Annotated in this window: 15 protein-coding genes; 3 read left to right on the forward strand and 12 right to left on the reverse strand. The window is 61.8% G+C overall.

Translation table 11 applies throughout. The features are described 5' to 3' along the window. Nucleotides 1–102: 102 nt before the first annotated feature. The 4 genes from BLU35_RS32555 to BLU35_RS32570 form a co-directional block, all read right to left on the reverse strand. Complete coding sequence (locus tag BLU35_RS32555) at nt 103–1,128, reverse strand: BMP family ABC transporter substrate-binding protein (RefSeq protein ID WP_093236206.1); 1,026 nt, start codon at nt 1,126–1,128, stop codon at nt 103–105. A 113-nt stretch (nt 1,129–1,241) separates the two neighbouring features. Then, nucleotides 1,242–1,562: an NIPSNAP family protein gene (locus tag BLU35_RS32560; protein WP_057251125.1), complete on the reverse strand. Its 321-nt coding sequence runs from the start codon at nt 1,560–1,562 to the stop codon at nt 1,242–1,244. Between the two features lie 11 nt (nt 1,563–1,573). Further along, nucleotides 1,574–3,199 (reverse strand): GMC family oxidoreductase, encoded by a 1,626-nt coding sequence (locus tag BLU35_RS32565; RefSeq protein WP_093236196.1) that lies wholly within the window; start codon nt 3,197–3,199, stop codon nt 1,574–1,576. Nucleotides 3,200–3,201: 2 nt separating this feature from the next. Next, nucleotides 3,202–4,029, reverse strand: coding sequence for a uracil-DNA glycosylase family protein (locus tag BLU35_RS32570; RefSeq protein WP_093236197.1), 828 nt, complete (start codon nt 4,027–4,029; stop codon nt 3,202–3,204). 256 nt (nt 4,030–4,285) lie between these two features. On the opposite strand from BLU35_RS32570, the gene BLU35_RS32575 reads away from it, so the two are divergent. Both BLU35_RS32575 and fdxA read left to right on the forward strand, forming a co-directional pair. Then, the gene (locus BLU35_RS32575) at nt 4,286–4,918 is read left to right on the forward strand and encodes a TetR family transcriptional regulator C-terminal domain-containing protein (RefSeq protein WP_093236198.1); all 633 of its coding nucleotides are present in this window, start codon (nt 4,286–4,288) and stop codon (nt 4,916–4,918) included. Between the two features lie 235 nt (nt 4,919–5,153). Further along, nucleotides 5,154–5,492: a ferredoxin gene (fdxA, locus tag BLU35_RS32580; RefSeq protein WP_093236199.1), complete on the forward strand. Its 339-nt coding sequence runs from the start codon at nt 5,154–5,156 to the stop codon at nt 5,490–5,492. A gap of 154 nt (nt 5,493–5,646) precedes the next feature. On the opposite strand, the gene BLU35_RS32585 is transcribed toward fdxA, so the two are convergent. From BLU35_RS32585 to BLU35_RS32620, 8 genes are all read right to left on the reverse strand, one after another. Then, nucleotides 5,647–6,969: an amidohydrolase family protein gene (locus BLU35_RS32585; RefSeq protein WP_353615056.1), complete on the reverse strand. Its 1,323-nt coding sequence runs from the start codon at nt 6,967–6,969 to the stop codon at nt 5,647–5,649. Nucleotides 6,970–7,040: 71 nt separating this feature from the next. After that, on the reverse strand, nt 7,041–7,964 hold the full coding sequence (locus BLU35_RS32590; RefSeq protein WP_057251120.1) for a LysR family transcriptional regulator: 924 nt from the start codon (nt 7,962–7,964) through the stop codon (nt 7,041–7,043). A gap of 44 nt (nt 7,965–8,008) precedes the next feature. Then, a complete protein-coding gene (locus BLU35_RS32595; RefSeq protein WP_093236200.1) occupies nt 8,009–8,782 on the reverse strand; it encodes an enoyl-CoA hydratase-related protein in 774 nt (257 codons plus the stop codon). Then, the gene (locus BLU35_RS32600; protein ID WP_093236201.1) at nt 8,779–9,936 is read right to left on the reverse strand and encodes a CaiB/BaiF CoA transferase family protein; all 1,158 of its coding nucleotides are present in this window, start codon (nt 9,934–9,936) and stop codon (nt 8,779–8,781) included. The genes BLU35_RS32595 and BLU35_RS32600 overlap by 4 nt, the downstream gene beginning before the upstream one ends. Beyond that, on the reverse strand, nt 9,933–11,288 hold the full coding sequence (locus BLU35_RS32605) for an FAD-dependent oxidoreductase (protein WP_286161704.1): 1,356 nt from the start codon (nt 11,286–11,288) through the stop codon (nt 9,933–9,935). Before BLU35_RS32605 ends, BLU35_RS32600 begins: the two co-directional genes overlap by 4 nt. A 113-nt stretch (nt 11,289–11,401) precedes the next feature. After that, complete coding sequence (locus BLU35_RS32610) at nt 11,402–12,238, reverse strand: ABC transporter permease (protein ID WP_502688202.1); 837 nt, start codon at nt 12,236–12,238, stop codon at nt 11,402–11,404. Then, a complete protein-coding gene (locus BLU35_RS32615) occupies nt 12,238–13,041 on the reverse strand; it encodes an ABC transporter ATP-binding protein (RefSeq protein ID WP_093236203.1) in 804 nt (267 codons plus the stop codon). The genes BLU35_RS32610 and BLU35_RS32615 overlap by 1 nt, the downstream gene beginning before the upstream one ends. 4 nt (nt 13,042–13,045) lie before the next feature. Beyond that, complete coding sequence (locus BLU35_RS32620) at nt 13,046–14,080, reverse strand: ABC transporter substrate-binding protein (RefSeq protein ID WP_093236204.1); 1,035 nt, start codon at nt 14,078–14,080, stop codon at nt 13,046–13,048. Nucleotides 14,081–14,301: 221 nt separating this feature from the next. Here BLU35_RS32620 and BLU35_RS32625 point away from each other — a divergent pair. Next, on the forward strand, nt 14,302–14,802 hold a 501-nt coding region (locus BLU35_RS32625), incomplete at its 3' end, for an aldehyde dehydrogenase family protein (RefSeq protein ID WP_143033038.1).

Consider the following 14,802-nt stretch of genomic DNA (forward strand, 5'->3'; position numbering starts at 1 on the left):
GCTGGAAACGATCCGCGAACCCCAGTGACCTCCCCCAAGAGGGAAGGTCTGTGCCGACGTCCTTCGAAGCCTCGGGCTGGCTCGGCGAGCCAGCGCCAGGGATCAAAGGGTGGTGTTGAACGGAACCTTGATCGACCCATTCAGGATGCCGACACGAACCTTGTCGACCTCGACCAGCGCTTCCTTCGCCTTGGCGTTCAGATCTGCTGGCCCCTGCTCGGCGAAGACCGGCGAGAGAATGAAGTCGATGACGCTGGTGCCAAGGCCCGTATGCTCGTGCGCACCGCCCTTCCATTCGGGTCCGACCGCTTTGCTGGTTTCGTTGTAGAGCGAGACGCCGAAGTCGAGACTGACGATCGAGATCAGTGATTTCGGGCCCAGCTCATACTGTCCGGGCGCGAGGCAGCTCACCATGCGCCCTTCCTTCTCGTTGGCCGCGGCAATGATGCCGCCGTCGGTGGCTGCCGCATCGGTCTGGATGTAGTCGATGCCGTCATTGTACATCTGGGTTGCGATTTCCTGCCCCTTTGCAGGGTCCTGAAACGAGCCTGCAAAGGCGGCGATGACGGAGGCATCCGGCCGAATGGAATGCACGCCTGCCTTGAAGGCGTTGAAGTCTGCGTTGAGCGGAGGAATGGAAACGCCGCCGATAAAGCCGATCCTGCCGGTCGACGACATCTTGGCTGCAAAGACCCCCGAGAGATAGCAACCAAGGTAGTAGTCGTAGGAGACAGTCACCACGTTCGGAATTGCCGGTTCGAAAGGATCGGCGAAAAGCTGGATCCACTTGGTGTTGGGATAGGACGGCGCCAGCGCCTTGAAGGGCTCGGCCACTTCATTGAAGGTCGAGATGATGATCGCCGCGCCCGCATCGCCCAGCGTGCGGTAGACCGTCTCGTAGGTCGCCGGATCCTGCGCGTAGACAGCGCGGTATTCGAAACCCTTTTCTTCCGAAAGCTGCTTGAGCTTGGCGATCATCTGGTCCACCGGACCATTGTCGCCTGCAGCTTGCGTATGGACCAGCGCGACCAGCCCCTCGGACGCACGGGCAAATTCAGGCACGACACTGGCGGCAAAGGCCAGCGCCGCGGCACCCGCGCTCGCCTGCAGGAATGTCCGGCGCTGCATCATGTGCTGTGTAATCTTCCCAGTCTTGTCTGTCATGATCGTTCCCTCTTTTATCTTGTTGTTTCTCATTCGCATTTGCCAGGGCGCTGGCGGTACTGGCGCCAGTTGCCGCCTCAAAGCGGCGGCGAATAGGAGGCCGGGTTCATAATCATCACCTCCTGCTTCTGGATCGCGTCCAGCGCCCAGACTTCGGAAATGAACTTCTGCCAGTCCGGATCGGCATACATGGCCGCGCGGCGCGCTTCGCGGTCAGCGAGGCTGTCGTAGGCCCACATCAGCACGGTCGTGTGAAGCGTTCCCAGTTCCGAGGCATAGAGACCGACGAACTTGTTGAGATGGCGCTTCTGCACGGGAAGGCCGTCGGCCTCGTACTTCTTCATCCACTTGTCGACCGTGCCGGGCTTGAAGGTGTAGGTGCGGTGTTCCAGGATCATCAGATTGCTTCCTATGCGTTCAGGACGAATTCGGCGCATTTCTCGCCGATCATGATGGCTGGCGCGTTGGTGTTGCCGCTTGAGATGACCGGCATGATCGAGACGTCCGCGACACGTAGCCCTTCGATGCCGTGCACCTTGAGTCGCGCATCCACCACAGCCATGGGATCGTTTCCCATCTTGGCGGTTCCAACCGGGTGGAAGGTTGTCATGGCGGTCGCCCGCAACCAGCTCGTCAAAGCGGCATCGTCGAGCGCTTCCGGCCCCGGTGCCAGCTCCTTGCCGCGATAGCGGTCGAAAGCCTTCTGGCCGACAATGTCACGGGTCAGCCGGATGGCATCGATCATCGTGCGAACGTCGAAATCGTCACGGAGGTAGTTGGCCTGGATCTTCGGCTTGTCCGTCGCGTTCGCCGAGCGCAGCGTGATCTCGCCGCGGCTCACCGGATTGACGGGGCCGACGCGGATCGTGAACCCGTGGTTGGCCTCTACGGCCTGCTTCTTCCGGAACGGATTGGGGAAGTGCAGGTTGGCCGTCTTTTCCAGCGCCGGCATGAAGTGCAGTTGTATGTCGGGCGCAACCAGGCCATCGTTCGATCGGATGAAGGCGCCGGCCTCATAGGGGAAGGTCGTGGTAACGCCCTCACCGAACAGCATGCCCTGGGCAACGGCGGGAATAAGCTTGTCCGCCCGCAGGTCGCTGAAGAGCGTGATCGGCTCCCGGCATTCCCAGCTCATGACGCAGTCGACGTGGTCCTGGAGGTTCTTGCCGACGCCCGGCAGGTCCAGCACCGGCTCGATGCCAAGCGCCCGGAGCTCATCTGCCGGCCCGATGCCGGACAGAAGCAGCGCCTTGGGCGAATTGACCACCCCTGAGGAGAGGATCACCTCCCGCCCCGCACGAGCGCGTCCCAGCACGCCGTCCTTCAGATACTCGACGCCGCACGCCCGGTCGCCTTCGATGATCAGACGCGTGAGCTCCGCCCCGGTCAGCACGGTGAGGTTCTTGCGGCCGAGTGCCGGACGCAGGAACGCCCATGACGTGGACCAGCGTTTTCCCTTGCGGATGGTGAAGTCGTAGCGGCCAAAGCCTTCTTGCGTCTCTCCGTTGAAGTCATCGTTGGCCGGATAGCCGGCCTGGATGCCCGCCTCGCAGAACACGTCCATCAGCGGATTGTTGCCACGGGCTCGGCAGACGGTGAGTTCCCCGTCGCCACTGTGGAACGCATCCTTCCGCTGAACATGCGTTTCGGAGCGTCGGAATGCCGGCAGCACTTCATCATAGGACCAGCCGGCAAGCCCGAGCTGCGACCAGCGGTCGTAGTCGTGGCGATTACCGCGCACGTAGATCATGCCGTTGATGGTGGAGGTCCCGCCCAGCACCTTGCCGCGCGGCCAATAGAGCGAGCGGCCATTGAGATAGGGCTCAGGCTCGGTGTGATAGTGCCAGTTGTAGATGCCCGAATGGAACAGCTTGCCCATCAGCATCGGCAGCCGGAACAGCGGGTTGCGATCCTTGCCGCCAGCCTCGATCAAAAGCACGCGGTTTGCCGGGTTCTTCGACAGACGGTTCGCGAGAACACAACCGGCCGAGCCCGCACCGACCACGATGAAATCATATTCCGGGTTACGCGCCATGTTCACCACGCAATGGGCCGACCGCCCATCGCCTCCAAATAAGAATTGCAGAGAAGGAACGGATTTTCCCGGCCGAGCACCTTGTCGGCAAAGGCGGGATGCTCGCGCTGAACATAGGCGACATGGCCGAACTGCCCCTCGGCAACGCCGACTTGCGAGAAGATGTCAGCCGCAGCCGCACCGAAACCCAGGAAGACAACGGGCTCGCCTCGCGCCACAAGCATTTCGACCACGCGCAGCATCAGCGGCCGCCAGAAGGACAGATGCCCGCGGGACTGGTGCGGATCGATATCGACGCGGAAGCGAGAGAGCGTCAGCGAGGCATTGAGCAAGAGAACACCCTCCGCGACCCAACGGTCGGCGATCAGGCTCGGCGCCTCGAACGAACCGGTGGGATCGCACAGCAGATGCCGCACATCCGGCCAGCGGCCGAAATCGCACGCCAGACTTTCATCACCAAGGCGCGCGGCCGCAATCAGCTGCATGTAGGCACGGATGCTCTTCGAGAACATCTTGTCCAGCTCACCCCAGGCGGCGAGATTGCCGGCCTCGAAGGCACGCCCCGTCGCAAAACCCGGCTCGGGATAAGGATCCTGCCCAAGAACCAGGCAGCGCACGCCATCGGGCGCAATTCCGTCGAACGCCGCCAGGGCATGCGCGCCCCTTGGCTGGCCAGGAAAGGTTTTGCCGCGGCGCGCCGGGAAGATCGGCTCCCAGGCCTCCAACTCGAGGTCCGCATCGATACGGGCGAAATCGTCGCCGACGGCGCCGAGCGCATCGCGCCATGCATGCGGAAGATCATCCTCCCAGCCTGCAAACGTTTCCGCCATTGCCTCCCTCAAGCGCATCGGCATTACGGCTCCCCTTCCGTTCATTGCAGGGAGACTAGACAAAAGCTGACCAAAGTGTCAACTTTTAAAAAGCGGAAAATGACGAAGCGGTCAACTTTTCTTGACTACATCGTCAGCTTCTGGCGAAGGGCTATACGCTTGCATTTCGCTGGAAAACGCGGCAATTGCAAAGGCAATCTCGCCACCACGCATGATTGCCTGGTAGGAAGCGACGGCGAGATGGAGGCGGAACTATATGGCAAGGGCATTACGAGATCCCGAAGAGCGCATCCGCGAACGTAACGTGCGGCTCATCATCAAGGCGGGGATCGAGATATTTGCCCGCAAGGGCTTCGATGGCACGCGCATCGCCGAGATTGCCGAGGCTTCGGGCCTGCCCAAGGCAAACGTCTACTACTACTTCTCTTCCAAGGAGGAGATCTACACCGCCATCATCGCGCATCTGCTCGCGAGTTGGGATGATGCACTGAAATACATTTCGCCGGAGCGCGAACCGGCGGAGGCGTTCAGGCTCTACATCAAGGCGAAGCTGGAATACACGCGCAAGAACATGGCCGAGTCCCGGCTCTTCGCCAGCGAAATCATTCAAGGTGCCCGTTTCCTGACCAAGAAGGATCGCGAACACATCCGTCAGGTAACGGATACTCATGTCGCGGTCATCGAGGGCTGGATCGCCGCTGGCAAAATGCTGCCGGTCGATCCACGTCATCTCTTCATCATGCTCTGGGCGTCGACCCAGTTTTACTCGGACTTCGAACCCGTCGCCGTCGACGCGCTCAAAAAGCCCCGTTTGAAAGCCGATGACTATGAAAAGGCGGCGGCCACGATCACCGAGACGATCCTGAGAGGCATTCTCCGGCAGCCCTAAGCCCGGCAGGCGAACAAAGGCGCTTGCGCACGATCCTGGGCTGTACGGCCGGGTGATCAAGCTCGTTTCAGGTTGGCGCTTACCGCAAAACTTCGCCACGCGGCGACATCAAACAAGATCGAAGAAGCACCGGACGTTGCCTTTTTGGCAATCGACGTTGCGAATATCTGTGCTTCTTCGGCAAGGGAAACTCTGAATAATTGGCCGTGCAAGCAACTCTTCAGAGACCAGCAAGATGGCCTATGTCATTACCGAACCCTGCATCGACGTGAAGGATGGCGACTGCACCGCCGCCTGCCCTGTCGACTGCATCTACGAGGGTGGCCGTACCTTCTACATCCACCCCGACGAATGCATAAATTGCGGGCTCTGTCTTTCGATCTGTCCCGTCGATGCCATCGTCTGGGATCACGAGATCGCCGACAACCAGCGCCATTTCATCGCTGTGAACAAGGAGTTCTTCGGAGCAGACGTCACCGGAATGGGCTCACCGGGCGGGTGGAGCAAGGAGTGCTCTACGGCGCTGGACCATCCCTTCGTTGCCGCCTTCGAGAAAGCGGTAACCGTCGCATAACCAGACCTGATCCACAGGAGCAAGACAGGGCCGTTGGGCAGACGCAGGTCGACGGCCGGTCAGAGAAACGAAGCTTGGGCCCGGTAGAAAGCCGTCCCGTCTCTGCCCTCGCCGCACGTATCCCGAGATGTTTTTGCGGCCTCGCCGCTTGGGCTCACCAGCCGGAATAATAGGCCCGCGTCGCCGCGGCGAGCTTGGTCACGAGATCACGCTCGCAGTTCAGCCGCGGAAGGTCCGCACGCGCCTGCTGCAAAAGTTCGGCCCGGGCACGTTCGAAATCAACCCGGGTCAGCTTCCCATCGCACATGACCTCCTGCCCGCCGACGTAGAGCCCCTTCGCGTGCGCCGCCGTCATCCGGGTGAGCAGCACCTCCGCCTCATCCAGATCGTCTATCAGGCTGTCGGCGATCAGCGCACCGTAATCCACGAGGACAAGGTCTTCGTTTGCCGTCGCGTTCACAACCTTGGCGCCGACATGGATCGCGGCATCGAAGATGCATCGAGCCGTAAACGTCCGCGTCAAGCCGCGGCCACCGTGCAACAGATGGGCAAGGCGCAGTTCGCGCCAAAGGTCCTGGTCGTCGTCAAACCCGGTGCCGTCGAGGCCGAAAGCGAAGGCCGGTCCGCTTGCCGGAATGGCAGCGAGCGGCGCCACGCCTGAACGCAGGCGCAAGTTTGCCGACGGGTTTGAAACGAGCTGCACGCCCCTTGCTGCCAGCAACTCCAGCTCATCCGGCCGCAGTTGAACGCCATGGGCAACGGCAAGGCGGGGCGAGAGGAAGCCGATATCGTCGAGATATCGGACGACCCCTTGCGGAAAGCGCCTGTCCAGCCACAGCCTCTGCCTTGGGCTTTCGAGGAGATGCATGTGAATGCGCCGACCCCTTGCGTGAGAGGCCTCGGCGATGCTTTCGAGCATTGCATTGGAGCACCACTGCGGCCCGATCGGGCCGTACTGGACATCGATCAGCGGGTTGGTGTTGGCTGCGGCGACCGCGTCGGCCGCCGAAATCTGGACCGAAGGCGGGGCATATTGGGGGATCGAGGCACTGAGTACATCCCAGTCTGCCGGAGCAAGATGCGGCCGCAATCGCTGCGGCCCGCCGTCATAGGCCCACGGATCGTAGTCGAGAAGCGGGCAGGAAAGCGCGAGCCTTATGCCGACATCGCGTGCCGCGCGCATCACCGCGCCGGCCTCCTCCACCAGTCGGTCGACATTCAGCGAATTGTGACAATGCATGGTCGCACCGACGCCCGTTTGCGCCAGCCGGGAGAATGCCACCAGCGCTTCCAGGTAGGGATCGGTGCGCGGCCGGAGCCGAAGCCCGGGGATCCAAACTTCCAGGGCATCGTCGACATTGCCGAAATCGAGCGTGCGGATGCCATAGCCGTGGTCATGCGCGTTGACGGGCGGCGGCATCAGGAGGGCACTGGCCGGGATCGCAGCCGAGGAGGCACCGTCAGGCAGATGCCGCAAGAGGTTTGGCTCACGCCTTGCTGCTTCGCGGCCAGGACGCAAAAGAAGTCGCCCGGGGACCTGGTGTTCACTCAAGGATTGATTGCCTCCATGATCTGGTCGCTGAACCTCAGCAGTTCCGCGCCAACGAATTCGATGACGGCTTCGGCCGCGTGGGTGCGCTGCCGGCGTCGCTGCACGAGAATTCCGATGTGCAGGTTCTGAAGGCGCGATCCGGAAAGCGGTATCGGAACGACATCGCCCGCCTTGATTTCCGCGAGGAAGCCGATCGGCGTGAAGAAAGCCACTCCCTGCCCCGAGATGATGAATGGCTTGAGCATCATCTGGCTGTTCGACAGCACAAAGGGCCGCCCGGTTCGTTCGAAGACCGAGAGTTCGATTTCGATGAGCGAGCGGATCGGCTGCGTATCGAGTTGCAGAAGCAGGTCGTACTGAGCGCATTCGGCGAGGGAGACCTGCCGCTGCTTCGCCAACGGATGTCCCCGTCCGACGAAAGCCATCAGCGGCATCGGTACGCGAAAGAGCATCTCCGTGTCGTCTGGACGGGCGAGATCAAAGGTCAACCCCATGTCGACGTCACCTTCGGCGACCAGGCTGCTGATGTTGCCGTGACCGGCGGTGTGGATATGGAAGCTCACGCCCGGATGGATGCTGTGGAACGTGTTGACCATGTCCGGCAGGAACTGGATGGCCAGGCTGTCCAGACAAGACATCTGCACGCGACCGGCCTTTTTTCCCTGCAAGGCGCCGAGGTCGCTGCGCAGAAGCTCGAAATTCTCGAGCGTGACCCGGGCGTGGCGCAGCACGTTTTCCCCGGCGACGGTCAGCCTCAGGCCGTTCGAGAGCCGTTCGAACAGGGCGATCCCGAGCTCGTCCTCCAGTTTCTTGATCTGCCGGCTGACCGCCGAGGATGCGACGTGAAGCTCCTCGGAGGCCTTGCGAATGGACCCGGACCGCGCGACCGAGACGAAATATTTCAGGATGCTGGCGTGCATTCGATTGGAACCTCCCCTCCCCTGGGCTCCGAGCTATAACACGCTCATCGTCCCCTCCAAACGGGCGCGCGCTTCTCCTGGAAGGCGCTGACGCCTTCCAGGGCATCTTCGCTTTTAAGCGCCTTCACGAGTGCAGGCGTGCGCAGCCCTTGTGCTTCCGCCGGCGACAGATGCCCGGTGCGATTGACAGTCTGCTTGATCGCGCGAAGCGAAAGCGGCGCGCAGGCGACGATTTCGGCCACCCAGCGGGCAACGGCGGCATCGAGCTCCCCTGGTTCAGCCACCTCGTTGACGATGCCGAAGCTTTGCATCTCGGCTGCGGAAAACCGCCGGCCGGTCAACAACACGCCCATCGCGAGATTGTGAGGGATCCTGCGCTGGAGAAGCACCATGCCGCCATCAAGCGGCAGGCGTCCGACGCGGGCCTCGGGCAGACCGAACGCCGCCTTCGTCGAGGCAACGACGATATCGCAGCCGAGAACCATCTCGAATCCGCCGCCGAGCGCATAGCCGTTGACCCTGGCGATAACAGGAACATCCAGCGAGCGGCGAAAGGCGAGCCCGCCGAAACCGTTCGGCCGGCTCTCGCTCCAGTAATCGAGGCCGGTGTTTTCGGCCCCTTTAAGATCCGCTCCTGCGCAAAATGCCCGTTCGCCTGCGCCCGTCAGCACAACGCAGCTTATGTCGTCGCGCGCTTCGATCTCCTGCCAGATCGCCTCCAGCTCGTGTTCGGTTGCTGCGTCCACTGCGTTCATCCGCTCCGGACGGTTTAACGTGACGGTCGCAACGCGGTCCTCTACGACGAAGGCGACGCTCATGCCGCATCTCCCCGGCGAACGGAAAGCCTCGAGAGGATCTCGTCGTTGTGCTCGCCGAGCTTCGGCGGGGCGATGCGCACCGTCACGGTTGCCGCTGACATGTCGATCGGCGAACCGACCAGCCGGATCGGACCGGCTTTCGTTTCGCCGGCATGAAGGATCATGCCGTTGATCACCGTCTGCTCGTCATCGAGTGCTTCGGGAAGCGAGCGTACCGGCGCGCAGAGAATGTCCACCTGCTCCAGCCGGCCGAGCCAATGGGCGCTGCTGTTCTTCGCGAACGCCTCGCGGAAGACCTGCTGCAATTGCGGGCGGCGCTGCATCTGTGCGTCGAAATCGGCAAATTGCGGCTGGAGGGACAGATCCTCGATCTCCAATGCCGTGCAAATATCGCGCAGCGGGTTCTGCTTGAAGGCGCCGACCATGACGATGGCGCCGTCGGTGGTCTCGAACACACCCGTCAGAGGGAAAGCGCCCCAGTTCAGGTCCTTTTCCCGCATCATGTGCGTGGTGCCTTCCTGCATCTGCATGGCGAGCATGGAGCTGTAGAGGCTAACCGCAACCTGCTGGCCGTGGCCGTTCTTTTCACGGTGCAGCAAGGCAAGCAGAATGCCCTGAACGAGGTGCATGCCGGCCGAGTAGTCGGCAAGCGGCGTCGCATAGATCGACAGCGGATGGCTCGCGTCCGACTTGCGGCGCATGACGCCCGAAAGTGCCTGCGCGAGGATGTCCTGTCCTCCCTTGTGCCGGTAGGGCCCCTCAAGGCCAAAGCCCGTACCGACGGCGTAGATCAGCCGCGGATTGGTCTTCCTGAGCTCTTCGTAACCGAAGCCCATTCGCTCCATGACATCGGGGCGAAAATTGTTGACGACCACGTCGGCCGTGTCGATCAGGGCGCGCACCGCGGCACGCGCCTCGTCCTGCTTGAGGTCGAGTGCAAGGCTCTTCTTGTTGCGGTTGAGCGACGAGAAGACCGGATTGTTGAGACCGTCCGGATCCGACCCCAGTGACCAGCGCGAGAGATCGCCGATCTTGGCCTTTTCGACCTTGATGACCTCGGCGCCATAGTCGGCCAGCATCTGCGTGCAGCATGGGCCCAGCATGACCTGGGTGAAATCGACGACGCGGATACCGTCGAGGGGAAGAGATGTCATTCTGCGGCCTCCAGATAGGTTGCATTTTCGGATGGTACGTCGCCGGGATCGGCGCCCTGGGCCCGCAGCTGCTTCTGGATCGCCCTGACATCGGCGTCCCGCACCTTCACGCCGGCGTTGAGCGCGACGGTGGCAGCAACGCCGGCAGCCTCGCCCATCGCCATGCACGGCGGGATTTCGCGGCTCGACTTTTGCGCCTGGATCGTCGCCGAATAGTGCCTGCCCGCGACGATCAGCTGGTCGACTTCCTTCGGCAGCATGGCCCGGTAGGGCGTGTAGTAGTCGCGGCCGCGGCACACCGTATCGGCGAAGTGCTGGCGGTTCATCACGTCGTCCTTGGTAACGACATATTCGCCCTGGAGCAGCCGCGACTGGCGCACGCCCGTCTGTGGTGCGAAATCGATCACATGGGCATTTTCGAAGCCCGGCAAGTTGACCCGCGCGAAATCGAGCAGGCGAGCAATGCGGGACCGCCCTTCGAGTTCCGCGTAGGTCAGGTCTTCGACACTGAGCCCGGAGAGCTTCGGCATGTGCGGGCAGTTCAGCCAGATGACGCCCGGCAGCGGCGTCTTCAACCACCAGAACGACCAGCATCCGCCGATCAGACGCTTGGCCTCATGATCGATCGCCTTGAACTTTTCCGGTTCTTCGAATTCGAAGCGCTCGGCTGCGGCGGTGTCGATCCCACCCCAGCGGGAAACGGTCGTCAGGATGAAATTGCCGTCCGTATGCTGGGCGCCGGCGTCGGCAGCAACGTCGAGGTCGCCCGATGCGTCTATCACGACGTCACCCATGATGGCCTCGCGGCCGGATTTCGTCTGGCAGACCACGCCCTTGATCGTGCCATTCTCGACGATCGCCGAGGAGAACCAGCTGTGCGTCCTCAGCTTCACTCCGGATTCGCGAAGGATGTCATAGGAGACGCGTTTGAACGCGTCCGGATCGAACGCGGCCGCATAGCAGATCGGATGCGGGGCGGATGGCGTATGGAAGTCGAACAAGCCCCAGCGCGCCCACCTTTGCCAGGCTTCCGGCGTATCGCGAATGTCGAGCTGGCGGTCGCCATCCGTCGGCGTGACGCAGAGGCCGAGCGTCTTCATCCGTTCGATCATTTCCATGCAGATGCCGCGCACGGTGATTTCGAGCCCATTGACCATGTCGTCGAGCACGAGAACCATGCCGCCAGCGGCAAGGCCGCCGACATAGGGGTAGCGTTCGAGCAGCGTGACGCTGGCCCCGGTGCGCGCCGCCGAAACCGCGGCGGAGATCCCTGCCGGCCCGCCGCCGACGACGACCACGTCGGAGCGGTCGACGATCCTGGCATTGCGCAAGGGTTCTCTGATTGTTTCCATAATCGTTTCCTCCATAGGGGACCTGTCCGGCGAAATGTGAGGAGCTCACAGCCAGTGACTTCGTCGGTTGACCGGACCCGGATATCCAGGTCCGGCAGCAAGGGGTTTGTGGGTCAGTGGTCCGTCGTCGGTTTCCAGCGGACGATCTTCGATTCCGCGAACGAAACAGCGAAGAAGAGAACCACGGCAAGCGAAGCCGCAATCACCACCGTCGCATAGAGCAGAGGCGAACGGAAATTATAGGTCGCCTCAATGATCAGGGCGCCGAGGCCGTAGCTGGAGCCGATCCACTCGGCGACGATCGCGCCCATCACGCTGCTGGTTGCCGCAATCTTCAGCGCGGCGAAAAGGAAAGGCAGCGAGCCTGGCAGCCGAACCTTCCAGAAGATTTCGGAGTTGCTGGCAGAAAGGATGCGCATCAGGTCGAGCATTGCGGGGCTCGCCGACTTCAGTCCCTGCACCATGTTGACGAGGGTCGGGAAGAAGCAGATCAGGCCGGCAATGATGATCTTCGGTGCGATACCGTTGCCGACGAGCAGCACCAGGATCGGCGCCAGTGCGATGATCGGGATCGACTTGATGATCACGGCGATCGGATAGAAGGCGCGCTCGGCGAGCGGGCTGTGGACGAACCAGACCGCCAGAAGAACGGCAATGACATTGCCGAATATGAAACCGAGAACCGCTTCCATGAGCGTCGGCCAGAAGTTCGTCCATAGGACGCCGGCGTTTTCGCCGAAGGCCTTGATGACGTCGACTGGCCCGGGCGCCATGAACGTTGGCACCGAAAAGCCCCAGACGACGAGTTGCCACAGCAGGATGCAGCCAAGGATCGCAAGCGTCGCCGGCAGATGTCGCAGGGCAGCGCTGACGACGGCATCGATCGCCCTGAACCTGTTGCCGTCGGTCAAGTCGCGGCCATCGGCTTGTGATGGAAGGGCATTTGCCATCAGCATTCTCCCAAAAGTTTGCGCAGGTAGGCGGTAACCTGAATGAACTCGACCGTGTCGCGCATCGCGAGAGATCGCGGATAGGGCAAGTCGACCTTCATGAACTCCTTCACTCGGCCCGGATGGGCCGCGAGCATCAGGACATGTTGACCGAGAAAGACCGCCTCGGGGATCGAATGGGTAACAAAGAGGATGGTGGTCCCGGTTTCCTGCCAGAGGCGCAGCAACTCTTCGTTCAACTTGTCGCGCGTGATCTCGTCGAGCGCGCCGAAGGGCTCATCCATCAACAGGATGCGGGGCCGGGTCACCAGCGCGCGGGCGATCGCCACGCGTTGGCGCTGGCCGCCCGACAATTCGTGCGGCATCGCCTTTTCACGCCCCTTCAGTCCGACGAGAGCCAGAAGTTCTTCCGGATCCGCGTAGGCCGCGCCCGCTTCGCGTTTTCCCACCAGCAGCGGGAGACGCACATTGTCGATCACATTGCGCCATGGCAGCAACGTCGCCTCCTGGAAGACGAAGGCGAAATCGCGGCCCTCGCGCGCCTTGCGCGGCGTCTGGCCATGCACGGACACGGAGCCATCGGTGATGTGCACGAGATCCGCGACCGTTCGCAACAGAGTGGACTTGCCGCAGCCGGACGGGCCGAGCATGGTCACGAGCGAGCCGGCAGGTATCTCGACCGAGACGTCGGAGAGTGCGGTGAAGCCAGAATCATCTGCGCCGAAGCGGATATGAAGATTCTTCACCGACACGGCGGAGCTACCGACTGCTGCCTGGTTGGGTCTGCTACGCGTTTCCAGCATCGCCTTACCCTACGCTCTTGCGGACATCGGCCGTCGCATCCAGGATTGCCATCGTGTAGACGTCGTCCGCATTCGGGACCGGGCCCTTGAACTGGCCGAGGTCCGCATAGGTCTTGATCTGCTCCTCCCAGTTCGCACGTTCCATGCCACCCCAGCCGACGGCAGCTGTCGTTTCGTTGAACACGAATTTCATCAGCGGCCCGATGGCCTCCAGTTCGCTTGCCTTGTCCAGGTTCGGGTAGGATTCGAGCAGGATGTCGACCGCCTCTTCCTGGTGATCACGTGCATAGCCCCATCCCCGCGCCGAACCCGATACGAATGCAGCAAGATGGTCAGTGTGATTTTGCAGCTGGTCGTCGGTGGTATAGTAGACGTTGGCATAGAGCCGGATACCGCCATCCCAAAGGGTCAGGTCGACCCGGTCATCACCCAGAACCTTCAAGGCGTTGACGTTAGTCAGCCAGCCACAGACCGCATCGGCCTGGCCGGTCACGAGCTGGTTCATGTCCGAACCCATGTTGACGATCTTGACCTGGTCTTCCGATATCCCATTCTTGGCAAGAAGCGCGCGCAGCAAAATTACCGACGTCGGGATTGCTGCGATCGTCTTGCCGATCATGTCCTGAGGCTTGGCAATCGGTTTTGCCTTGCGGGAGAAGTACGCGAAGGGATGTTTCTGGTAGCCGGCTGCGAATGCCTTGATCGGCGCACCGGCCGAACGTGCCAGCATCACAGATGGGCTGGAGGAGATCTGGCCGATCGTCGACTGTCCGACGGCAACGCCAGCAACGCCGTCGACATTCGGTCCGCCAGGCACGATTTCGAGCTCGATGCCCTTCTCGGCATAATAACCCTTCTTGCGGGCAACGAGTTCTCCGAGAAGCCCGTTGGAAGGCAGCCAGCCGAGCTGCATCCGAATCGTCGTGGAATCGGCGGCTAGACCGGGCGAAACATTGATAAGGCTATGGGTCGCAGCAATCGCGCCCATTGCGGCCGCATTCGAAAGGAAACCTCGGCGGTTCATCATAAAACGAGACATATCGTTCCCCTTGCTTTGTTATGGGATCGATGATGATGGAATTCGGCATCTCATAAAGCACAATTTTTAGCAGTTGGTATTGCCGATATGGCAACGCCCAAGGGCTATTCAGGTTTGCCGTTTCGGCAATGGCGGGCTCGAAAGATTGTGCTTTGTGCGAGTTCGATCCCGTCCGATAAGCGAAGACAGGATCAAAGTCTGAACGCCGCGGAGGTATAGATATGGTGCAGAAAAACCTGATCGATGGGGAATGGATCGGCAGCAGCGAAGTGTCCCGCAACATCAACCCCTCGAACACCAATGACTTGGTCGGCGAATATGCCCGTGCGTCGGCCGACGATGCGCGTGCGGCGATTGCCGCTGCCAAGGCGGCGTTCCCCGCCTGGTCGCGTTCCGGCATCCTCGAGCGCCACGCGATCCTGAGGAAGACCGCCGACGAGATCCTCGCCCGCAAGGACGAGCTCGGAAAGCTGCTGTCGCGCGAGGAAGGCAAGACGCTCGTCGAAGGCATCGGCGAGACGGTGCGCGCCGGCCAGATCTTCGACTTCTTCGCCGGTGAATGCCTGCGACTGGCGGGCGAGGTGCTGCCGTCGGCCCGGCCCAATATCGGCGTCGAGATCACCCGCGAGCCGGTCGGCGTCGTCGGCATCATCACGCCCTGGAACTTCCCGATCGCCATTCCCGCCTGGAAGATCGCGCCGGCTCTTTGCTATGGCAACACC

The organism is Sinorhizobium sp. NFACC03, assembly GCF_900103435.1.
In the GTDB taxonomy this organism is placed as follows: Bacteria; Pseudomonadota; Alphaproteobacteria; order Rhizobiales; family Rhizobiaceae; genus Ensifer.